General features: G+C 48.1%; 19 protein-coding genes. 10 read left to right on the top strand and 9 right to left on the bottom strand.

The features are described 5' to 3' along the window. Positions 1-79: 79 nt before the first annotated feature. Positions 80-2809, bottom strand: a complete 2730-nt coding sequence (locus tag ACO0K3_RS00380; RefSeq protein WP_422980879.1) for a PAS domain S-box protein — start codon at positions 2807-2809, stop codon at positions 80-82. Between the two features lie 253 nt (positions 2810-3062). Further along, entirely contained in the window at positions 3063-3782 is a 720-nt protein-coding gene (locus ACO0K3_RS00375) for a Crp/Fnr family transcriptional regulator (protein ID WP_422980877.1), read from the bottom strand. Positions 3783-4152: 370 nt separating this feature from the next. On the opposite strand from ACO0K3_RS00375, the gene ACO0K3_RS00370 reads away from it, so the two are divergent. The 8 genes from ACO0K3_RS00370 to ACO0K3_RS00335 all read left to right on the top strand — a co-directional run bounded on the left by ACO0K3_RS00370 (position 4153) and on the right by ACO0K3_RS00335 (position 9185). Further along, positions 4153-4716 (top strand): DUF1003 domain-containing protein, encoded by a 564-nt coding sequence (locus tag ACO0K3_RS00370; protein WP_422980875.1) that lies wholly within the window; start codon positions 4153-4155, stop codon positions 4714-4716. 223 nt (positions 4717-4939) lie between these two features. Beyond that, a complete protein-coding gene (locus ACO0K3_RS00365; protein ID WP_422980873.1) occupies positions 4940-5251 on the top strand; it encodes a BON domain-containing protein in 312 nt (103 codons plus the stop codon). Between the two features lie 99 nt (positions 5252-5350). Next, complete coding sequence (gene osmB, locus ACO0K3_RS00360; protein WP_422980871.1) at positions 5351-5572, top strand: osmotically-inducible lipoprotein OsmB; 222 nt, start codon at positions 5351-5353, stop codon at positions 5570-5572. Positions 5573-5892: 320 nt separating this feature from the next. Then, the gene (locus ACO0K3_RS00355) at positions 5893-6039 is read left to right on the top strand and encodes a lmo0937 family membrane protein (RefSeq protein WP_262836753.1); all 147 of its coding nucleotides are present in this window, start codon (positions 5893-5895) and stop codon (positions 6037-6039) included. A 266-nt stretch (positions 6040-6305) separates the two neighbouring features. Beyond that, positions 6306-6521, top strand: coding sequence for a CsbD family protein (locus ACO0K3_RS00350; protein ID WP_422980869.1), 216 nt, complete (start codon positions 6306-6308; stop codon positions 6519-6521). Positions 6522-6586: 65 nt separating this feature from the next. Further along, positions 6587-7150 (top strand): hypothetical protein, encoded by a 564-nt coding sequence (locus ACO0K3_RS00345; RefSeq protein ID WP_422980867.1) that lies wholly within the window; start codon positions 6587-6589, stop codon positions 7148-7150. 200 nt (positions 7151-7350) lie between these two features. Next, a complete protein-coding gene (locus ACO0K3_RS00340; RefSeq protein ID WP_422980865.1) occupies positions 7351-7662 on the top strand; it encodes a BON domain-containing protein in 312 nt (103 codons plus the stop codon). A gap of 242 nt (positions 7663-7904) precedes the next feature. Beyond that, entirely contained in the window at positions 7905-9185 is a 1281-nt protein-coding gene (locus tag ACO0K3_RS00335) for an AI-2E family transporter (RefSeq protein WP_422980863.1), read from the top strand. Between the two features lie 359 nt (positions 9186-9544). Here the strand turns inward: ACO0K3_RS00335 and ACO0K3_RS00330 are convergent, their stop codons facing one another. Then, positions 9545-9934 (bottom strand): hypothetical protein, encoded by a 390-nt coding sequence (locus ACO0K3_RS00330; RefSeq protein ID WP_422980861.1) that lies wholly within the window; start codon positions 9932-9934, stop codon positions 9545-9547. Between the two features lie 248 nt (positions 9935-10182). Here ACO0K3_RS00330 and ACO0K3_RS00325 point away from each other — a divergent pair, with 248 nt between their 5' ends. Next, positions 10183-11499: an aspartate aminotransferase family protein gene (locus tag ACO0K3_RS00325; protein WP_422980859.1), complete on the top strand. Its 1317-nt coding sequence runs from the start codon at positions 10183-10185 to the stop codon at positions 11497-11499. Between the two features lie 388 nt (positions 11500-11887). After that, entirely contained in the window at positions 11888-13087 is a 1200-nt protein-coding gene (locus ACO0K3_RS00320) for an acyltransferase family protein (RefSeq protein ID WP_422980857.1), read from the top strand. A gap of 80 nt (positions 13088-13167) precedes the next feature. Here the strand turns inward: ACO0K3_RS00320 and yegQ are convergent, their stop codons facing one another. The 6 genes from yegQ to infB all read right to left on the bottom strand — a co-directional run bounded on the left by yegQ (position 13168) and on the right by infB (position 22045). After that, positions 13168-14559: a tRNA 5-hydroxyuridine modification protein YegQ gene (yegQ, locus tag ACO0K3_RS00315; RefSeq protein WP_422980855.1), complete on the bottom strand. Its 1392-nt coding sequence runs from the start codon at positions 14557-14559 to the stop codon at positions 13168-13170. 89 nt (positions 14560-14648) lie between these two features. Further along, on the bottom strand, positions 14649-15512 hold the full coding sequence (locus tag ACO0K3_RS00310) for a DMT family transporter (protein WP_422980853.1): 864 nt from the start codon (positions 15510-15512) through the stop codon (positions 14649-14651). A 126-nt stretch (positions 15513-15638) separates the two neighbouring features. Further along, on the bottom strand, positions 15639-17477 hold the full coding sequence (typA, locus tag ACO0K3_RS00305; RefSeq protein WP_422980851.1) for a translational GTPase TypA: 1839 nt from the start codon (positions 17475-17477) through the stop codon (positions 15639-15641). 171 nt (positions 17478-17648) lie between these two features. Continuing rightward, on the bottom strand, positions 17649-18587 hold the full coding sequence (gene truB, locus ACO0K3_RS00300; RefSeq protein ID WP_422980849.1) for a tRNA pseudouridine(55) synthase TruB: 939 nt from the start codon (positions 18585-18587) through the stop codon (positions 17649-17651). A gap of 74 nt (positions 18588-18661) precedes the next feature. Continuing rightward, complete coding sequence (gene rbfA, locus ACO0K3_RS00295) at positions 18662-19051, bottom strand: 30S ribosome-binding factor RbfA (protein WP_422980847.1); 390 nt, start codon at positions 19049-19051, stop codon at positions 18662-18664. Between the two features lie 135 nt (positions 19052-19186). Then, a complete protein-coding gene (gene infB / locus ACO0K3_RS00290) occupies positions 19187-22045 on the bottom strand; it encodes a translation initiation factor IF-2 (protein WP_422980845.1) in 2859 nt (952 codons plus the stop codon). Positions 22046-22067 lie beyond the last annotated feature (22 nt).

Here is a 22067-nt window from a genome sequence, read left to right as displayed (position 1 = left end):
ACAGAGACCGGCTGCAATGGCTCTCTGCATGTGGTCATGAATTAATTCGCCATAATTTAATTCGTCATTAGTCAAATCGTCATGAATCAGATCTCAATAAATCAGATCGCTTGCTGGATGGACGATGCTCCGCTGCATAATGTAAGGCGATGTCCAGCGAGTCCATGAACTCATTGACCTTGATCGGCTTGGTCAGATAACGGAAAAATCCTGCTTTCAAGCCATTTTCAATATCGCGCGGTATCGCATTAGCGGACAATGCCATGACAGGGATATGTGCTGTACCCGGGTCCTCATGCAAGATTTTCAGTGCGCCATAACCACTTAAACCGGGTAAATTAATATCCATCAAAATCACATCCGGCTGGTAGGTACGTGTCAATTGTATGCCCAGATGCGCATCGGTTGCCGTTAGCAACTTGAGGTCTTTACGACGCTCTATCAATTGCTTGATCAAGGCCATGTTAGCCGGATTATCTTCAACATAAAGTAAAGTGCGCTGAACAGGCGTAGCGTCATACACTAGTGATTCTGGTGCGGGCGCGACACGGCTGCCTTCGCCCATTTCACCGAACACGAGCTTAGGCGCGCTCGATGCGGCCAATTCAAACCAGAATGTACATCCGACGCCAACCGTACTATCGACACCGATCGTACCGCCCATCAGTTCAACTAATTGCTTCGTCACTACCAGGCCGATGCCGGTTCCCTCTTCACCACCTGATTCTTTGCCAAGGCGATTAAACGGTTGAAATAATTGCGAGAGCTGATCAGGCGCCAGACCGGTACCGGTATCACGGACGCTGACACGGATTCTGTTTTCGCCATTGAGCTGACATTGGACAATGACCGCTCCGTAATCACGATTATATTTAATCGCATTGGATAAGAGATTAATCAGCACCTGCTTGACCCTGGTACGGTCCGCATGCACATAAAACAAATTTTCAACATCGGGAAACGTCATCTGAATATGGCGCTTCTGCGCCTGCGTCTCCATCATAGAACGGCAATCCTGCAATACATCCGTTAGTGACATTGACTCGTGCGACATGGTCACTTTGCCGGACTCAATCATCGCCAGATCCAGGATTTCATTGATCAGGCGAAGCAAATACCAGCCCGCCTGCAAGATCTGATCAATCGATAATTTTTGTGCAGGCGTCGGTGACGGCGTCTCAGATTCCATCAATTGTGCGAACCCGAGCACCGCATTGAGCGGCGTGCGCAACTCATGGCTCATGCTGGAGAGAAATTCGGATTTAGCAAGATTTGCCTTCTCAGCCGCAGCTCTAGCGTTCTCTAGCTCTACATTATTTTCTTGAAGGGTATGCTCAAATTGCTTACGCTCAGTGACATCGCGAGCCGCGGCAAATACACCTTGCAAATTACGGTCACGGTCATAGAAGGTGGTCGCGTTGTATGACACCACGGTTTCTTTTCCGTCTTTGGCATGGGCGGTCAATTCATAATTGGTCACCTTGCCTTCACCGAGTACGCGGGTAATCGCCGCTTCGGCGCGCTCAGGATCGGTAAAATAATTTTTAAACGGGACGCCGATCAACTCATCGCGAGTGCAGCCGGTCAATGCCTCCATCTGCTGATTGACGTCACTGATAATACCTTTCAGGTCCGTCGCCATCAGTGCATCGATATTGGATTCAATCAGCGACCGGGTATAGAACTGCTGATCCCGCAAGCGCTGATCCAGCAATGCCTGCTCGGCTTCAACCTTCTTGCGTGCTGTATTGTCCGTACCAATCAACAGATACCCAATCACCCTGTCAGACTCATCACGCAATGCAGTCACCGACACAATCGCCGGAAAACGACTACCGTCCTTACGGATATATGTCAGCTCATAAATATCCTCAATACCACGTGATGCCTTAAAGACCAGTGCCTCAAAACCTGGTGAAATCGAAGTTTCCAGTGCCGCACTTAAAGCTGCGGCGCGGGCAATTACCTCGCCCTCATCAGAGATACTCGATGGGGTAATTTTATTCACGACATCGATGGACTGATAGCCCAGCATATGCTCAGCACCGACATTAAAGATCTGTATCACCCCGTGTGCATCAGTTGCGATCACGGAAAAATTTGCACTATTAAATATCGCATTTTGCAAAGCTTCCGCTTTCAGCAAAGATTGACGGCCATCCTGCAATGCTTGTTCCATCGCAGAACGTCCCCGTACCGCGCCCCGCACACGCACTGCAAGCAACAACAAAAATCCCAGCAATAGAACGATGCTGACCAGCATCACTTTGAGTCGTAATAATTCACTGCCTTTACGCAGAATTAATAACTGTTGCTCATCTGCCGTGGCCTCAGCAGTCAGTGTGCGTACATGAGTCGACACATCCCGCTCGCTATTAAATAATCCTGGTACCGGAGAGAGACCTTGTGCATCAAACGCAGCCTGACTTGCCATCAACATCTGAATACGTTGATCAAGCAAGGCCGCCATCTGAGCAATGCGGGCTTGTTGACTGGCATTATCGATTGTCAGGCTACGCAGTTGTGCAATGATAGAAGTCAATTGCGTCACAGCGACATCGCGCTCGGCGAGAAAGTTTTTTTCCTTCGTCAAAAAATACGCCAATTGCCCATTCTCAGCCCGGTTGATTTCAGAACCCAGCTTATCAAATTGAGAGACGACTTCACGCGTATGTTCTACCGAGGAATAAGAAGCAATCGGCAGAGCGATATTCCATGCCATGCCTGCGATAAGAAAGACTACCGCGAGCGTCATGCCGATACCGATCAGCATTAAGCGTTCGACCGATAATTTATTGAAAGCGACCATACATCCTAACCTTGATGACTGCGTTAAAGCTTCATAAACAGCATTGATGAGAGCAATAACAAGAGCACTAACCCCGGCTCAAACAAGGTGACGGCAACGCCGTAACGCCAGCAAGGCGTTTACATCGTGAATCTGTATCTTGAACCTAATCGTGGTCCGTATTCGTGATCCATAATCGTGATCATTTTTCCTGCTCCGCTTCGTTCTGTGCGCGCAATCGCAACAGATCACCGATACAAGCGGTCTGGCATACTCAACGCTGCTTTACGTCTGATAACAACCGGGCAAACTCTTTTTTAACCACGCTATAACACTCGCATACCTTATCTTCCAGGCCATCTCTGTCAACCACCGTGATATGACCGCGGCGATAGCTGATATAGCCTGCATGCTGCAACTTACCCGCTGCTTCGGTAATTCCCTCACGACGCACACCCAAGGTATTTGCAATCAGCTCTTGCGTAATAGTGAGTTCATTCGACGGTACGCGATCCAATGTCAGTAATAACCAGCGACATAATTGCTGCTCTACCGAGTGGTGTCGGTTACATACCGAGGTTTGCGACATCTGCGTAATCAAGGCCTGGGTATAGCGTAGCAACAAACGTAGTACAGGACCGGCACGATTAAATTCTTCCATCAAGATCGGTGATTTCAGGCGATAAGCATGACCACTGGTCTGTACTACGGCACGACTTGGGGTTGAATTGCCTCCCATAAATAAGGAAATTCCCAACACGCCCTCATTACCGACACCGGCAATCTCCGAGGAGCCACCGTCTTCTAACAAGTAATGCAGCGAGATGATCGAGGTCGTCGGAAAATATACATGCTGCATCTTGCCGCCGGACTCGTATAGAACATCCCCCAGCAACATCGGGACTAATTCCAGATGAGGCGAGAGGCGATCATATTCGGCATCAAGCAACGCCGCTAACAGATGATTTTGATTGGGATCGTGCGCACTGGGCATAGGGAAATTCTGTTTCCAGTCATGAAAGGAAATGGGAAGCAAGGTGTGGCAGGGGGGATGGCGCAGTTGTAAAACTGACCAACAAGATAACACATCCCGTATAGATGTATTAACTATATTCTCCGTAAGGCAATATAGTCTGTGCGTTATCGCACATAAGGCATAGGCTCACTATAGCCCTCAAATAGACCCACACATAGACCACATGAGTCGCCGGTAAACTCTTGGATGAAGCACCTTTTCTCATTGCATCATGACGATGTTATCCATCGCAGATCAAACTGCCTGAATGTACGTCAGCGAACGTACATTCGCGACCACTCTTCCTACAATCCTGCATCTGAACCAATACAGTCCAAGGTGAGTTGTCATGCAAAAATTAGACGAAATTGCGAAAAAATTATTAGGAAAATCCTACTCAGAGCTAGATGAGCGTAGTCAAAAAGTCACTCGTCATGTCGCCGAACGTAAACATATCGCGATGGATACAACGCAGCAATTTGAGGGCGAGACCACACGAGGTCAGCGTGCCGCCGATGCGGTAGCGAAATTTGGCGGATCCTGGACTTTCATCAGTATTTTTGGTGCAGTGATGGTGATCTGGGTGGTGCTGAATTCCTTTATCCTGATCAGATACCAAAATGGTTTTGACCCCTACCCCTACATCCTGCTCAACCTGTTTTTATCGATGCTGGCATCCATTCAGGCACCGATCATTCTGATGTCGCAAAATCGCCATGCCGAAAAAGACCGGCTTGATGCCGAACATGATTATGAAGTCAATCTGAAAGCCGAATTGGAAATCATGCTGCTACATGAAAAAATCGATTTACTGCGCGACGTTCAATGGAATGAATTACTCGTCATCCAGGAAGAGCAACTGCAAATGATCAAAACTCTGATCGGCAAAAAGACGATGACAACACTGGAATAACAGAATAACAGCCAGATCGACTACAACATAAAACGAGCGTGTGTGCGTTGGCGTACAGAACCAATGTCATCTATGCCTCATTCTAGATTCATCGCTTCGCTGCATATCGATCTGTGACAGCGATGTAACGACTATGTTTCGTCATTTCGCTGAATCAAGTCATCTCATCAGATCGTTTACCAAATTACTCTCATCAACTTACTCTCTCTGAAGGATTTTTATCATGAAAAATATTAGCGCCGTCTCTGCATTGATCGCTACCCTGATGCTCACAGGCTTGGCCGGCTGTGCCGCAACGCCACAACAGGAAAGCACAGGTCAGTATGTAGACGACACCGTCATCACGAGCGCAGTGAAGGCGTCGATCTTAAATGAGCCAACATTGAAGGTGAATGAAATCAATGTCGAAACCTACAAGGGCGTGGTCCAACTAAGCGGCTTCGTACGTTCAGAGGACAACATTGCCACGGCAATCAGATTGGCGCGCGGCGTCAGCGGCGTCACCGCTGTTAAAAATGATATGCGCTTGAAATAAATCCCGTAGACCGCAAGCTGCTCCAGATCAGCAATTCGGAGCGATGCAGGATCAGCGATTAAGCAAAAATCACTAATTCGTTCAAACTAAGGAGTCACAATGACTAACTTTAATCAAATCATCACGATATCAGCAGCAATTACACTCGCAATCAGTATGAGTGCTTGTTCTAACATGTCTACGAAAGATAAAAATACCGCCGTTGGTGCGGGTGCAGGTGCCGTAGTCGGTGCCGTACTCACTGGTGGTAGTGCAGTCGGCACCGTCGGTGGCGCGGCTGTCGGCGGCGTAATCGGTAATCAGGTCAATCCAAAGAAATAGTTCGCATCGTTACTGATCACTGATATCGGTAGCACCGCCGATATTGCCAACACCACCGGCATCACAATTGCCCTTATCTGACTTCAGTCAGGCAAGGGCTTTTTCTATTTCATCGTCCTTTCAATACCAACTCAGTGCTAGGTGAATGTCTTAGTAATTGCCATTCAATACCCATAACATTGTGTACGTCAGCGCACAGAACTCTGTTGTGAATCCTTGGATACTCAGATTCACGATGTCACTGGAACTGAATAGGTATTCCGCGGATCCTGACCTGATATCGAGATGACTCATCCATTCATTCCAATAAGGAAAACATCATGCTCTATACCATCGCTGTCGTTTTACTCGTCTTATGGCTACTCGGTTTAGTCACGTCTTACACCATAGGCGGCTTCATCCACATCCTGCTTGTGGTTGCCGTCATCATGATTTTGTTACGCCTGATTAGTGGCCGCGGAGTGTAGATTTTTTAAAATTTAAATCATCGAATGTGCGTCAACGAACAGAACAGTGATCGCCTGCAACGTAAAGTGAACTCATTGAAACAGATAAATGTTTGTCTTCAAATCGGGCTAGTACGAATTGCCATGGGTGTTGTAACTGGTAAAAAGAAGCAGCTGCCACATCAGGTATTCAAAGAAAAACGAGAAGCATTCTGTATCCATATTGAAGAATTACTGCGATGCCACCGCCACTTTGGCAGGATGAATTGCTTAACAAGGAGATGATAATGAACTGGGACGTAATCGAAGGAAACTGGCTGCAATACAAAGGTCATATTAAAGCGCAATGGGGCAAGCTGACGAATGACCATATAGATGTGATTGCAGGCAAGCGCGATCAGTTACTTGGCTCGATTCAAGAGTCTTATGGAATAGACAGGGATGAAGCGGAAAAACAGGTCGCCGCTTTTCAGAAGTTTTTAAAAGAAAGTCGTTCTTCCTGATATTTAATTTTTTTCATTCAAATTTTTTATTCACAGGTAAAGCTACATCACTTACAAGGTACAACATGAAAATTACTACACTCAACAACATCATTGCAACAGTCCTGATCGGCACAGCCACAATCGCGTGCAGCACCTACGCCAATGCAGCAACAGACGAAGCAAAAGCCACATATAAAGCTGCAAAAGAATCAGCGGAAGCTGACTACAAAGTAGCACGCGAAAAATGTAATACGCAAGCCGGCAACCCTAAAGATGTCTGCGTAGCAGAAGCAGAATCGATGCAAAAGCATACGAAAGCCAAAGCAGAAGCCGAGTATAAAAATACGAACAGTGCGCGTACCGATGCCCGCAAGGCGATGGCAAATGCTGACTACGATGTCGCAAAAACCAAGTGCAATGCGAGTACAGGCAATGTCAAAGATGTCTGCATCAAAGAAGCTAAAGCCGCAATGATCGCTGCGAAAGCAGATGCTAAGGCAGACAAAAAAGTGGTTGCAGCTCGTACCGATGCCCGCGACGACAAAGTAGAAGCGAACTATAAAGTCGCGATTGAAAAATGTGATGCCTTAGCTGGCGCGACGAAAGATAGTTGTGTCGCTACGGCCAAAGCACAATTCGGTAAATAACAGCACTTGTCCTCTCCTGTTTTTTGTACACATGGGTTCGCTTCAGTTCACTTATGTGCATTCATATGAATCCATGGGTAATGAATACAGGTATCAGCAGTAGCGTTTCAAATGCATTACCTCCGTGACGGGTTCGTCCAGACTTATCTCAGTACGAACTCAAAACAGAATAATTCACTCAATTATGAAAGATTATTATCATGAACATTCCACAACGTATAGCAACCGCCCTCCTCTCTTTTATGCTGATCAGCGTCGTAGGTTGCGCCTCGACACCAAAATCTGAAGGTGCTGGCGAATATGTTGACGATACCGTCATCACCACCAAAGTCAAAGCAGCGATCTTGAATGAACCAATGTTGAAATCCCGTGAAATCAATGTTGAGTCATTCAAAGGTGTTGTGCAGTTGAGCGGCTTTGTCAGCTCACAGCCGGATATTGATAAAGCGGTAGAAATCACCCGTAATATCAAAGGGGTGAAATCCGTTAAAAACGATATGCGGATCAAATAACAGCATACCCTCCACCTCTACCCGGGGATAAGTGAGGATAGCTGAATACCGATGGACCTATGAGCTATTTTTAGCCGTAGCGCATCGGAGCAGAACAAGCGGGCATTGTGGCAACAAGGTCGGATAAGACATCAAGTACTGGGTGTCTTATCCCATCAGCTTATACACAATGTCCGCTTCCTATTTGGCGATCGGTTTGACGACCAGACATCGCACATAATAAAAATAACAGGACAATAAAAATGACCACCCCTGCTCAGGAAGAAACGAGATTACCCACTTCATCCAGAACGCCCTCTGCATCGGAGGATACGTCCGTAGCACAAACGGCGGAAGCACTGGAAGCGACGGAATCATCAAAAGTATCAGGGGTGCTAGACATGCCTGAGACATCCAATACGCCATTAAGCACCAAAGGCGGACATATTCATATTCCGGTGAACGCTCGCGGTCTGGCACTGGCTATTCTGGCGACAGTCGCATTTGTGTTCGCTCTGCAGTCAGCTCAGCATTTTTTTATTCCCCTCATATTCAGCATACTGATTTCTTACACACTTAATCCTGTCGTGGTCTGGCTTGAGCACATACGGATTCCACGCGCTGCCGGTGTCGCTCTGGTCATGATCGCGATACTCGGCGGTAGCGGACTGGTGGCGAACTCGCTTCGTGCGGAATTTAATTCTATTCTGGTGCGACTACCTGATGCCGCTCACCAGATATCACAAGCCATTACGAAAACGCAGGATGATCAGCCAACCACGATGCAACAGATGCAGGCTATAGCGACTGAGATTGAAAAAGCGACCAGCCAGACCAACAGCGGTGCACGCCCAGGCGTACGTCAGCCCGCCACGGTGATTGTGGCGCGTCCGGCATTCAAGGTGCAGGATTGGCTATGGGCTGGTTCGATGGGTGCGGCAGGTGCATTGGGTCAATTGATGATGGTAATTTTTCTGGTATTTTTTCTTTTACTGTCAGGCGATAGTTTTAAACGAAAACTCGTCAAAATCACCGGCCCCTCTTTATCCTCAAAAAAAATCACTGTCCATATTCTCGATGACATCAACAAGTCGATCCAGAGTTATATGTTCATGCTCCTGGTGACCAATCTGCTACTCGCTTTGCTGCTATGGGTGGTATTTCGTCTGATTGGGCTGGAGAATGCGGGCGCATGGGCGGTGGCGGCAGGCTGTTTGCATATCATTCCGTATTTTGGTCAGATCATCATTACCGTGGCGGTCGGTGCTACGGCGTTCATGCAATTCGGATCGCTGTCGCAAGCCATGCTGGTCGCTGGCTCATCTCTGGCTGTATCCGTGCTGGTCGGGACATTTATCACGACTTGGATGACGGGCAAGATCGCCAAAATGAATGCGGCAGCCGTGTTCATAGGCTTATTATTCTGGGGCTGGTTATGGGGAATCTGGGGTCTGCTACTCGGCGTGCCGATTATTGTCGCGGTACGTGTCGTATCCGAGCGTATCGATGGTTTGCAATCTGTAGCGGAATTATTAAGCGAGTGATGCAAAGCATCGTAAAAAAATACGCTCAGACCGGGACAGGGATAAGTGAATGGAAAATAAAGCGGAAAATAAAGCGTGAAATAAGGCGGGAAATAAACCAAGAACTCATTCGGTTAATAATCCCTGAGATAAAAAGGGAGGAAAATCATATACTCCCCTATTTTTTAATAATTTACCCCTAATTCCGTAACTAAATAAAGGCGCCTCTGATTATACTAGGGTAAGTATAGTCAGAGGCGCTGTTAATTACACTACAAATCTCACGCTGAAAAAGTCTACATATCCTACTGTACCCATCTCAAGCTTTGGGCATCTTGGAACCTATGTACGTTTTCACTACATCTGCAATACCAGGCCTGCTAGCTTTTATTCGGTGGTTCTATCGCCATACTATTTTGATGATCGCTACTGGCCTCAACCATCTCTGGCGCGACTTCGATCCGGGTAATACCGGAATTGACGGAGATAGGATCACTCGACGGAAAAGACATTTCCAGCGCATCGTCGAGTAAGGTCTCTTTGGCTTTATCCTCCTCGCTCTCCACCTGTTCCGCCAGAGTCGCGATGGCGGCAGCCCATTTAACGAATTTCAGCATGCCGAAATCGCGGATTGTCTTGACGTGAAAAGCCTTGTTTAATACCTCGGCATCCTTGGCACTGACGCCTTGCAACGCGCTGACTGGCGCATCGGCAAGTTCGATGAAGTTTAATTTTTCATAGGCTTTATCGACACATTTAATGATATTCATACGGGACCTCTTTCTTATCTATAGTCGGAGCAACTCTGCTGTTGACTGTGCAGGATCAGAATGCGCGCTGGTGACTTTCTGTTCTGTTCGTTGGCGCACGCATGGACGCAATACGGCAAATCAAAAGCAGCGGCACTGATACACGTCATTACCAAATTAAATCCGGCGAACTCTTGAGTAAGCTGACTGGTAGTGCCACAATCAAGAGCCGCCAGCAGTTTCTCGCCAATCTCCTAAGGACCAGAATCATGACTACACCGCTGAACACCGAGCATTTTTGGATGCCGTTTTCTGCTAATCGCCAGTTCAAGAACAAACCGCGCCTGATGGTGGCTGCGGAAGGCATGTATTACACAACGGATGATGGCCGTCAGATTCTGGATGGCACCGCAGGACTATGGTGTGTCAATGCCGGGCATGGTCATACAAAAATTGTCAGCGCGATCCAGCAACAGGCGGCACGCATGGATTTTGCACCGACCTTCCAGATGGGACATCCGCTAGCGTTTGAGGCGGCCAGCAAACTCGTATCCATAGCGCCCGAGGGATTGAACCGCGTGTTCTTCTGCAATGACGGATCTGAAGGCGTTGATACCGCGCTGAAGATCGCCCTGGCATATCACCGGGTACGCGGAGATGGTATGCGGCATCGCCTGATCGGGCGCGAACGCGGCTATCACGGTGTCGGTTTTGGCGGCATTTCGGTCGGTGGCATTGCAGGTAATCGCAAGCATTTTGGGCCTGCACTACCCGCTGTCGATCATCTGCGCCATCCGCTGAATATTGCAAAAAATGCCTTCAGCCGCGGTCTGCCTGAGCACGGCGCCGAAATGGCGGATGAACTGGAACAACGACTGCTCGCCTTGCATGACCCCTCCACTGTAGCGGCGGTCATTGTAGAACCGCTACAGGGGTCGACAGGTGTCATTTTGCCGCCCAAAGGCTATCTGCAAAAACTCCGTGCCATCTGCGACAAGTACGGCATCTTACTGATTTTTGATGAAGTCATTACCGGATTCGGTCGTCTGGGGACGCCGTTTGCTGCAGACTATTTTGGTGTCATACCTGACATGATCGTCTGCGCCAAAGGCCTGACCAACGCTGCCGTACCGATGGGTGCGGTGATCGTGAAACAAGCGATCCATGATGCCTTCATGAGTGCCGCACCGGAAAACAGCATCGAGTTCTTCCACGGCTATACCTATACTGCACATCCCCTCGCCTGCGCCGCCGCAATTGCGACGATTGATGTTTATCAGGAAGAAAAATTATTCGATCGCGCCGCGTCGAACGCCAGTCATTTCGAGCAAGCGGCGCACAGTTTGCAAGGCCTGCCCTATGTCAAAGATATCCGTAATCTGGGTCTGGTCTGCGGCATTGAGCTTGAGAGTATTCCCGGCAAAGTCGGTACCAGGGCGTTTGACGTATTCCTGAAATGCTTTTGGGAAAAAGGCGTGTTGATTCGGACGACCGGCGACATCATCGCGCTGTCACCGCCACTGATCATCATGCCTGCGCAGATCGACACATTGTTCGGCGCGATTGCCGATGTATTGAAAGCGTAATAGCAAATGCGTTAATTCAAATACGGAATCTACACCCCCAATCCGCATACACCATGCGGCTGCTGGCATGAAATCATGCTGACAGCCGCATTTTTATTCGTGTATGCAAATGAAAAATTCTAAAAATATCCAAGTTAAAAAACCTATCGATAGGACTTACGCAAAAACTAAGACCTCTCATCACAGAGACACAAAGAAAAGACCCGGGTAACCGTTCCATAAAATATTGATTCAAGATTTTTTAAAAGCTCCCAGATTTATTTCACGCAAAGAGAAGGCTTCCACGATAAAAATAATTTGCCGCTGTCGCCAATTTTCAGCTGCTTACTGTTACGCTGTTCATCCGTTTTACCTTACCGTTTCGACTGACTTTTCTCTGTACGCTCCCATGACAAAAACCACCCTCTCCCACCGTATTAACGGCCTGGACACTCTGCGCGCCAGTGCGATTTTGCTGGTGCTGATGTATCACTACATGGTGTTTGTGAGTCATGAAGCGAGTTTTGGAATATTGAGTGAAATAGGCTGGGCTGGCGTGGATTTATTTTTTGTATTGAGCGGCTACCTGATCGGCAATCAGATTTTTTCTGCGATGCAGTCAGATCGTTCGTTCTCGTTGAAGAAATTTTATATCCGGCGCGCCTTGCGGACGCTGCCGAATTTTTACGTGATTCTGGCTATTTATTTTTTGTTCCCTCTGGTCGTCGGCGGTAATCCAATAACACCTTTATGGAAATTTTTGAGCTTCACACAGAATTTTAATTTACGCCCCGGCTCGGCGTTTTCTCACGCATGGTCACTTTGTATTGAAGAACAGTTTTACCTCGTATTGCCAGCACTTGCCCTGCTGGTGCATCGTCTCGGTAAATCAGTGAAGGCTGGCTGGATAGTGTTGATTAGCCTGATGTGCGCTGCGGTGTTGTTACGCAGCTGGATGTGGCGTGATGTCGGTAGTGATGGAACTTTATATTACGTAACGATTTATTATTCCAGCCTGTGCCGCTTTGATGAATTATTACCAGGTGTGGCGCTGGCGATGCTGAAGAACTTCCATCTTGCAACATGGCAACGCGTACAGGCGCATGGACAAACCACATTGCTCAGCGGGCTTGCATTGTGTCTGTTGAGCTTCTCTCTGTTTGTCAATTACAGCTATGTGGATGGCCAAGGTTTTTTGTGGTTCACTACGGCGTTTGGTTATAGCTTGCTGGCGATCAGTTTTGCCTTGCTGACGATGGCTGCACTGAGCCCGAATTCATGGTTATACCAGTGGCGCATTCCGGGTGCGGCACAACTTGCAATGTGGTCATATGCGCTCTATCTGGCGCATAAACCCTTGATGAATGTGCTGATTTCGCCCTTGACTCATCAGGGCGTGTCTGTAACCAGTGCTAGCGGCATTAGCATCATGTTTGTCGCTAGTTTGCTGGGTGGCTACTTGTTATTTAGTGTGGTAGAAACACCGTTCATGAAACTACGCGACCGATTTTTTCCGACTAGTTTGGTAAAAGCTACCACAGCAGAAAACACAAACAAGCTAAGTTCCACCGCGAGTTCTGCAATCACATCTCATTCATCAACAGGCTGATACCAGATGATAGGCCATGATCATGAACCATGAACCCATCCAAGCAAGCGTATGCATTTTAGTTATTATGTAAGACAGCATCAAAGCATCTTTGCCAGCAGTGCCTGGTCAAACCGTTGATCGCAAGGAATTCTGACTGTATGACCCGCACCGGCTACGACTTGCATCGGCGCATGGGCCATGGAGGTCATCGCCGACAACGCAACAATCTGGTTACCTGAGGGATGAATGATCTCGATCTGATCTCCGACCGCGAAGCGATTTTTTACCTCTACGTCTGCCCAGCCATCCTGTATAGATAAGACGCGTCCTACGTATTGGCTGCGGTGCGCTTTCGACACACCTTCCATGTAGTTTTGATGCTCTTGCGTGTGATGGCGCTGATAAAAACCGTCGGTATAACCACGATTTGCCAGCCCGTTTAGTTCACCCAATAACTGCTCATTAAAAGGCCGACCAGCTACCGCATCATCAATCGCTCGACGATAAACCTGCGCAGTTCGGGCAACGTAATACAGTGATTTTGTACGTCCCTCAACTTTTAAAGAATCCACACCGATCCGTGCCAGACGCTCGACATGTTCAACTGCGCGCAAGTCTTTTGAGTTCATGATGTAGGTTCCATGTTCGTCCTCGAGTATGGGCATGAACTGACCTGGCTTACTAGTCTCTTCTATCAAATACGGACGATCTGCCAGCGGATGCCGCTGCATATCGCCCATCGCGGAAAAGGATTGATTTGCCTCCTCCAGCGCTTGCTGATAGTTGAACGGTATGGTTTGTAACGGCATCTCCTTACCTGCACGCGCAAGATCACCTGTCTCGTTTTCCTGTGCGTTCTCCACCTTGTAATCCCAGCGACAAGAGTTCGTACAAGTTCCTTGGTTCGGGTCGCGGTGATTAAAATATCCTGACAAAAGACAACGCCCGGAATACGCAATGCATAAAGCCCCGTGGACAAATACTTCCAGTTCCATTTCAGGACAGCGTTGACGAATCTCTTCGATTTCATCTAGTGACAATTCACGCGACAAAATCACGCGAGTAAGTCCCATCTTGTGCCAGAACTTGACGTCAGCCCAATTGGTTGCATTGGCTTGCACGGATAAATGAATATTCACTTCAGGCCACTTTTCACGCACCATCATGATCAGGCCAGGATCTGCCATGATCAGCGCATCTGGTTTCATCGCGATCACGGGAGCCATGTCGTTCAGATAGGTTTTGAGTTTGGCATTGTGCGGAAAAATATTACTGGCAACGAAAAACTGTTTGCCACGTGCATGCGCACCGCTAATGCCTTGTTGAAGAATATCGAGTGTGGAAAATTCGTTGTTACGAGCGCGCAAGCTATAACGTGGCTGACCGGCATAAACGGCATCCGCACCGAAGTCGAATGCGGTGTGCATTTTTTCCAGCGATCCGGCGGGTAAAAGAAGTTCAGGTGCGTTGAGTGAGGAGGCTTGATGCATGGCAGGGCAATCCGAAAAGAAAAATGTTCGCGATTCTATAACTGACTACCCCGCATCGACAAATGTAAACGCAGACTATTTGATCTGCATCAATCCGCCCGCATCGCCGCCAATTCGTTGAATACCAAAGCAAGCAATACGATGGCACCGCCGACCAGTGTCGCCTGAGCAGGCACCTCGCCAGCACCAAGCCACGCCCATATCGGCGCCAGCAAGACCTCAAGTAAAGACAGCAAAGCAATCTCCGGTGCGCTCAGACTCGTCGAAGCGCGTACCATCAGCATGCAAGGAAATCCCAATTGAAAAAAACCGAGAATCGCCAAAATAGTAATGTCATGCAAGGACGCCTGAAACGGCAAAGCAAACGGCAGCATCATGAGAGCAGAGATAGATCCACCCATGAATACGGCGGGGATCAGATCAACCGTATGCCCGCCCTTTTTCAACAAAATCACATTGACTGAGGCAGCAATTGGTACGCCAAGCCCAATCAGCATGCCGAGCAAACCACGCTGATCAACCTGCGAAATACTTCCTGCGAACATCCAGCATATACCGGCACAGGCAGCAGCAATAGCGAGCCAGGTTCTGCCAGGGATACGCTGGCGCAGTATCAGCCATGCCAGAAAAGCGGTAAATAAGGGTGACAGACTTTCCATGATTGAGGTGTTGGCAACCGTCGTCATGGTAATTGCAATCATGAAGCAGCTATACATCGTCGCCCACATGCATCCGGATAGCAATCCTATCTTGCCAAGCAATCTCAGACGGGGAATGAAGGCTTTTTTATATTGCCTCAGCATGGCGACTGCGACAAATAAGGCGGCAAAAAAACTGCGCCAGAAAGTCACTTCAAAATCGCGGGCACCATCAAGATGTCGTGTCAATACCCCTGCGATACTCCATAAAGTTGCCGCGCAAATCATCAGGATCACCGCACGGCGATGACTCATGTTGTTCATCATACTTATCCAAATAAAAAACCCGTTTGACTGCTTGCGTAGGCAAGAGCGAAACGGGTTGATTCAGTACGACGCGGAATTAGGCCGCATCGTACTAAAGAGCGATTACAAAAGCAATTACGCTACGTCGCGAGAAGCGCGCTTACGCTCATGTTCTTTCAAGAAGCGCTTACGCAAACGGATGCTCTTCGGTGTTACTTCGACCAATTCATCATCCTCAATAAATTCGACCGCATATTCCAAACTCATTTGGATCGGTGGAACCAAGCGTACCGCTTCGTCTGTACCAGAAGAACGCACGTTCGTTAATTGTTTACCTTTAATTGGGTTCACAACTAAGTCATTGTCACGAGAGTGGATACCAATGATCATACCTTCATATACTGGGTCGTTATGAACCACGAACATACGGCCGCGATCTTGCAATTTCCAAATCGCGTAAGCAACAGCAGCGCCGTCATCTTGGGAAATCAATACACCATTACGACGACCAGCCAACTCACCTTTAGTGTTATCTACAGGTGCGTATTCATCAAACACGTGGCTCATTAAGCCAGTACCACGTGTCAAAGTCATAAATTCGCCTTGGAAACCGATCAAGCCACGCGCTGGAATACGGTATTCCAAACGTACGCGACCTTTGCCGTCCGGTTCCATGTTTTGCAAATCACCACGGCGACGACCGAGTTCTTCCATCACGCCGCCTTGGTTATTTTCTTCAACGTCAACTGTCAAGTTTTCATACGGCTCGTGACGCACTCCATCCACCATTTTGAAGACAACGCGTGGACGGGAAACCGCCAGTTCAAAACCTTCGCGACGCATGTTTTCGATCAAGATCGTCAAATGCAATTCACCGCGACCAGACACTTCATAAGTCGAATCATCATTTTCAGCCTGCACTACACGCAAAGCCATGTTCGATTTCAATTCACGATCTAAGCGATCACGAATCTGACGTGTTGTCACAAACTTACCTTCACGACCAGCCAATGGTGAGTTATTCACCATGAAGTTCATCGTCAATGTCGGTTCATCGATCTTCAACATTGGCAAGCCTTCCGGTGTATCCGGTGCGCAAATGGTGGAGCCGATGCTGATTTCTTCAATACCATTGATCAGCACGATATCGCCAGCCAGTGCTTCGTCAACCTGAACGCGATCCAAGCCTTTGAACGTCAGCACTTGGTTGATACGAGCCTTGGTTGGCTTGTCATCCGGGCCATTCATCCACACGACATCTTGCAGCGCCTTAACGCGACCGCGCAGGATACGACCAACACCAATCTTGCCGACGTAAGAGGAGTATTCCAGTGACGTGATTTGCAATTGCAATGGGCCATTTGGATCATCTTCACGCGCAGGAACGTGCTTCAGGATAGCGTCGAACAGTGGCTCCATATTGCCATCGCGCACTGTATCTTCCAAACCAGCGTAGCCTTTGAAACCAGAAGCGTAAACAATAGGGAAATCCAACTGTTCATCGGTCGCGCCGAGTTTGTCGAACAATTCAAATGTCGCATTAACAGCTTTTTGCGGATCCGCGTTTTCACGGTCAATCTTATTCACAACAACGATAGGCTTCAAACCTAAAGCCAGAGCTTTACGCGTTACGAAACGCGTTTGTGGCATCGGACCTTCTTGGGCGTCAACCAGCAACAATACACTGTCAACCATGGACAATACACGCTCTACTTCACCACCGAAATCCGCATGACCTGGAGTATCAACGATGTTGATGTGCGTACCTTTGTATTCAACGGCGCAGTTTTTAGAAAGAATCGTGATACCACGTTCTTTTTCAATATCATTGGAGTCCATGACGCGATTATCAACTTGCTGATTGTCGCGGAAAGTACCGGATTGACGCAGCAATTGGTCAACCAGTGTAGTTTTGCCGTGATCGACGTGAGCGATAATGGCGATGTTGCGGATAGCGCGTTTTGTATTTGACATGATAGCGAAAAAGAATAGGGAAATTCGGGTAACCCAAGATTATAGCATGCTGTACTGCACAACATTCCAATATTACGCAAAACTCCCATTATTTCAAGGAGTTACTACGCGTTGATGACAATTTCATGCAATTTTCCGAGCTAAATTGCAAGTTTGAAAGACTTCTACGAATTAAACATCAGAACTGGTGGAGATCAGTCGCTCTGGCGCGAGTATCGCGTACTCCTGCAATTGGGCTGAGCCAAGGAGTTGCTGGTCAGCCTGACGGTATACACGGACACGGCCGATGTTGGCAGGCACTATAATGTCTTCTTTACCCAAAGCCAGTCGCTGGCCTTGCAGGAATCTTTTCGCAAGTTCATCGCCTAATTCGATTTTAGGAAAACTCGACAATAATGCATCAACGGGAGCCAGCAAAGAAAAGCGTGATGCTTCGTGCATCTCCATCAGTACATCAAGCGTAATCGATTTCTCCAGCACCAGATGACCAACATGCGTGCGACGCAGGGCTTGCAAGTGCGCGCCACAGCCAAGTGCTTTACCAATATCCTCTCCCAACACTCGAATATAGGTTCCTTTGCTACAACGAACATTTAAGGTCAGGAACGGTGCTTCATAGCTGATCAGTTCCAGCAAATGAATGCTTACGGCTCTTGCTTCACGTTCAAGTGTGATACCGGCGCGCGCATATTCATACAAAGGTTTACCATCACGCTTAAGCGCCGAATACATCGGCGGCACTTGTTGAATATCACCGCGAAATTGCTCCAGCACATGCTGGATCTGCTGCTCACTAATCGAGACAGAAGATGTCTCAATAACCTCGCCCTCAGTATCACCCGTTGTCGTGCTGATACCAAGATGTACGATAGTCTGATAAGTTTTATCCGCCTCCAGCAAGTCTTGTGAAAACTTAGTCGCCTCACCGAAACACAAAGGTAATAGGCCGGTAGCGAAAGGATCCAGAGTTCCGGTGTGCCCCGCCTTTTGTGCATTGAATAAGCGCTTGGCTTTAATCAGAGCATCATTGCTCGACAAACCCACAGGCTTATCCAGCAACAAAACGCCATGCACAGGAACACGAATACGCTTCTTAACGGGATTATTCATAGACAATATCAGGAGGGAACTTCAGCAGAACCCGTTATGTGAACGAGTTCTGACTTTATAGACAGGCAGGAGCGTTATTCTTCGCCGTCGTCTTTTGCACGCGTAGCGTTAGCCTCGTCGATTAATTTAGACATGGCGATACCACGCATGGTCGACGTGTCGTGCACAAAGTGTAATTGCGGCAGTGTGTGGATATGCAAACGCAAGCCTAATTGATTGCGCAAGAATCCAGCCGCTTTTGACAGGCCATCAAGTGTATTTTTGATCGCAGCTGCATCATCTGCCAGTGTCGTGAAAAACACTTTCGCATGCGCATAATCCGGCGTCAATTGAATCTCCGTCAGCGTGATCATGCCAACGCGCGGATCCTTTAATTCTGACCAGATGATTTCCGCCAGATCACGCTGAATCTGGTCTGCAACCCGCAGCCCGCGTCCGGGAATATTTTTACTATGTTTTGCCATAAAACCTAAATGCGCAAGGTGGACATTTGGTCCGTGATTCACCAGTTAAACACTCTGGCTCCACACAAACATCAATGCCCACCCCGCCTTATTACTTCAATCGTTACTTCAATAAATACTTGTTTCCGGCATCAATTACAAAGTACGTGCGATTTCCTGGATTTCAAAAATTTCTAATTGATCGCCGACCTGAATTTCATTGTAGTTCTTCAATGACAGACCACACTCCATACCTGCACGAACTTCTTTCGCATCATCTTTGTAGCGCTTCAGAGAATCCAGTTCACCCGTCCAAGTCACCACATTGTTGCGCAACAGACGTACGGAAGAAGTACGTTTGATGACGCCATCGATTACCAAGCAACCTGCGATCGCGCCAACCTTGCTGACCAGGAATACTTGCTTAACCTCCACCATACCAATGATCGTTTCGCGTTTTTCTGGTGCCAGCATGCCTGACAATGCCGCTTTAACTTCATCAACAGCATCGTAAATGATGTTGTAGTAACGGATGTCAACGCCATTGGACTCGGCCAGCTTACGTGCTGACGCATCAGCACGTGTATTAAAGCCGATGATGACCGCTTTGGAGGCCACCGCCAGATTGACGTCGTTCTCTGAAATACCACCCACTGCCGCGTGCACAACTTGTACCCGGACTTCGTTGGTAGACAATTTCTGCAAAGATTGAACCAAAGCTTCTTGCGAACCCTGAACGTCGGTCTTGACAATGATAGGCAAGTTTTTGACCTCGCCTTCACCCATGTTTTCAAACATGTTTTCCAGTTTAGCGGCTTGCTGTTTAGCGAGTTTGACGTCACGGAATTTACCTTGACGGAACAAAGCGATTTCACGCGCTTTGCGTTCGTCAGTCATGACCATAACTTCTTCACCGGCAGACGGTACTTCCGTCAAACCTTGGATCTCTACAGGAATAGACGGACCTGCCTCAGTGATGCTCTTACCATTTTCATCTAGCATCGCACGAACACGACCGTAGGAAGAACCTGCCAGCACCACATCACCGCGCTTCAATGTGCCGGACTGAACCAGAATTGTTGCAACAGTACCGCGCCCCTTATCAAGACGGGACTCAACAACCAAACCTTTAGCTGGTGCGTCAACCGGCGCTTTCAGCTCCAACACTTCCGCTTGCAACAATACCTGCTCCAGCAAGGCATCAATTCCTTGACCTGTTTTTGCAGACACAGGAACGAATGGAGAATCACCACCGTATTCTTCAGGAACAACACTCTCGGCAATCAACTCTTGCGTTACACGATCAGTGTTTGCGCCTGGCTTATCAACTTTATTAATTGCAACGACCAGCGGTACGCCTGCAGCTTTCGCATGTGCAATCGCCTCTTTCGTTTGCGGCATCACACCGTCGTCCGCAGCGACAACCAGAATGACAATATCCGTTGCCTTCGCACCACGAGCACGCATTGCCGTAAAGGCTTCGTGACCTGGGGTGTCAAGGAAAGTGATCATGCCGCGTGGTGTTTCAACGTGATACGCACCGATATGCTGCGTAATACCACCAGCTTCACCAGAAGCCACTTTAGCGCGACGGATGTAATCGAGTAAAGATGTTTTACCGTGATCGACGTGACCCATAACTGTCACGACAGGTGCGCGCGGAGTAGATTCGTAATCAGCGTGCTCGGCCGTATCCGTCAACATCGCCTCAGGATCATCAAGTTTCGCAGCGAAAGCTTTATGTCCCATTTCTTCAACCAGAATCATTGCTGTTTCCTGATCGAGAACCTGATTGATCGTACACATCTGACCTAACTTCATCAGATGCTTAATCACTTCAGAAGCTTTAACCGACATCTTGTGCGCGAGTTCAGCAACTGTCAGTGTCTCAGGAACAAAAACATCTTTGACGATGGCCTCAACAGGCGCCTGGAAATTGGTTTCACGGTCATCGTTCTGATGTGAACGACGGCCTTTAGGACCGCCCTTCCAGCCATCACGTCCACCGGACGTATCGCCACGGGTTTTGATACCAGTACCACGCTTTTTAGCATCTTCTTGCCATGTCGAAGAAACGTTCGCAGACTTGATCGATTTCTTATCAGCCACAACTGCTGGCTTTTTCTCATCTTTCTTATCCGTCGCTGGTTTTTTCTCACCGACTTTTTTATCTGCAGGCTTGTGCAAAGTGCCTTCGGCAACTTTAGGCGCAACAACCGGTTCAGGCGCTTTCACAGGTCGGCGGGCAGCACTCATCATTTCTTTGATTTGTGCAACTTCATCTGCCACTTTTTTTCTGGCAATCTCTGTTACTGCTGCGCGCTCTGCTGCTTCTTTTGCATCAGCGACCGCTTTCTTTTTACTATCGTCAGCGATTACACGCTTTTTATCTTCTTCAGGTGTTGAAGGAACGACGACCGCTGCTTCAGGCGCTGCTTTTGCAACTACCTTGCTAGCCTGCTCTGCCTTTAGCTTTTCAGCTTCGGCTTTAGCAGCGGCTTCTGCTGCCAGTTCAGCTTCACGCAATGCTTGAGCCTGAGCTTCTTTTTCTGCTTCTAGCTTAGCCAGATGCTCTTGCTTCTTAATCAGTTCAGCTTCTTGCTGAGCAATTATTTCCGCCTCTTTACGAGCTTCTTCTTCATGACGTGCGATCTCAACAGGATCAACGACAATAGATGCAGCTGCGCGAACCGGCTCTTCAGCGGCAGTTTCATCACGTTTGACAAAAGTGCGTTTTTTGCGAACTTCAACCTGAATCGTACGTGACTTGCCTGTGGCATCTGCCTGCTTGATTTCAGTTGTTTCTTTGCGTGTCAGAGTGATTTTTTTCTTGTCTGCGTCCGCAGCTACACCGTGAGAGCGACGCAGATGTTCTAGCAATCGATCTTTATCTTCTTTTGACAGCGCATCGGACGTCGAGTTTTTACTGACGCCTGCGGCACGCAATTGCGTGAGCAGCAAATCCGCTGACATCTTCAGCTCGGTGGCAAATTGGGCTACATTGTTACTCGCCATTCAGTCCTCTTTTTCTATGTGC

Origin of the sequence: Undibacterium sp. Rencai35W, assembly GCF_049340185.1 — a bacterium.
In the GTDB taxonomy this organism is placed as follows: domain Bacteria; phylum Pseudomonadota; class Gammaproteobacteria; order Burkholderiales; family Burkholderiaceae_D; genus Undibacterium.
Note: the sequence above shows the minus strand (reverse complement) of the source record. Positions and strands in the feature narration are given on the sequence as shown.

Bases quoted from the DNA above. Each gene is read 5' to 3' on its own strand.
- osmB (WP_422980871.1), top strand. From the start codon at position 5,351: ATGACTAACTTTAATCAAATCATCACGATATCAGCAGCAATTACACTC.
- typA (WP_422980851.1), bottom strand. From the start codon at position 17,477: ATGTCAAATACAAAACGCGCTATCCGCAACATCGCCATTATCGCTCAC.
- ACO0K3_RS00350 (WP_422980869.1), top strand. From the start codon at position 6,306: ATGAACTGGGACGTAATCGAAGGAAACTGGCTGCAATACAAAGGTCAT.
- ACO0K3_RS00320 (WP_422980857.1), top strand. From the start codon at position 11,888: ATGACAAAAACCACCCTCTCCCACCGTATTAACGGCCTGGACACTCTG.
- infB (WP_422980845.1), bottom strand. From the start codon at position 22,045: ATGGCGAGTAACAATGTAGCCCAATTTGCCACCGAGCTGAAGATGTCA.
- yegQ (WP_422980855.1), bottom strand. From the start codon at position 14,559: ATGCATCAAGCCTCCTCACTCAACGCACCTGAACTTCTTTTACCCGCC.
- ACO0K3_RS00325 (WP_422980859.1), top strand. From the start codon at position 10,183: ATGACTACACCGCTGAACACCGAGCATTTTTGGATGCCGTTTTCTGCT.
- ACO0K3_RS00330 (WP_422980861.1), bottom strand. From the start codon at position 9,934: ATGAATATCATTAAATGTGTCGATAAAGCCTATGAAAAATTAAACTTC.
- truB (WP_422980849.1), bottom strand. From the start codon at position 18,587: ATGAATAATCCCGTTAAGAAGCGTATTCGTGTTCCTGTGCATGGCGTT.
- ACO0K3_RS00370 (WP_422980875.1), top strand. From the start codon at position 4,153: ATGCAAAAATTAGACGAAATTGCGAAAAAATTATTAGGAAAATCCTAC.
- ACO0K3_RS00310 (WP_422980853.1), bottom strand. From the start codon at position 15,512: ATGAGTCATCGCCGTGCGGTGATCCTGATGATTTGCGCGGCAACTTTA.
- ACO0K3_RS00365 (WP_422980873.1), top strand. From the start codon at position 4,940: ATGAAAAATATTAGCGCCGTCTCTGCATTGATCGCTACCCTGATGCTC.
- ACO0K3_RS00380 (WP_422980879.1), bottom strand. From the start codon at position 2,809: ATGGTCGCTTTCAATAAATTATCGGTCGAACGCTTAATGCTGATCGGT.
- ACO0K3_RS00375 (WP_422980877.1), bottom strand. From the start codon at position 3,782: ATGCCCAGTGCGCACGATCCCAATCAAAATCATCTGTTAGCGGCGTTG.
- ACO0K3_RS00335 (WP_422980863.1), top strand. From the start codon at position 7,905: ATGACCACCCCTGCTCAGGAAGAAACGAGATTACCCACTTCATCCAGA.
- ACO0K3_RS00355 (WP_262836753.1), top strand. From the start codon at position 5,893: ATGCTCTATACCATCGCTGTCGTTTTACTCGTCTTATGGCTACTCGGT.
- ACO0K3_RS00340 (WP_422980865.1), top strand. From the start codon at position 7,351: ATGAACATTCCACAACGTATAGCAACCGCCCTCCTCTCTTTTATGCTG.
- rbfA (WP_422980847.1), bottom strand. From the start codon at position 19,051: ATGGCAAAACATAGTAAAAATATTCCCGGACGCGGGCTGCGGGTTGCA.
- ACO0K3_RS00345 (WP_422980867.1), top strand. From the start codon at position 6,587: ATGAAAATTACTACACTCAACAACATCATTGCAACAGTCCTGATCGGC.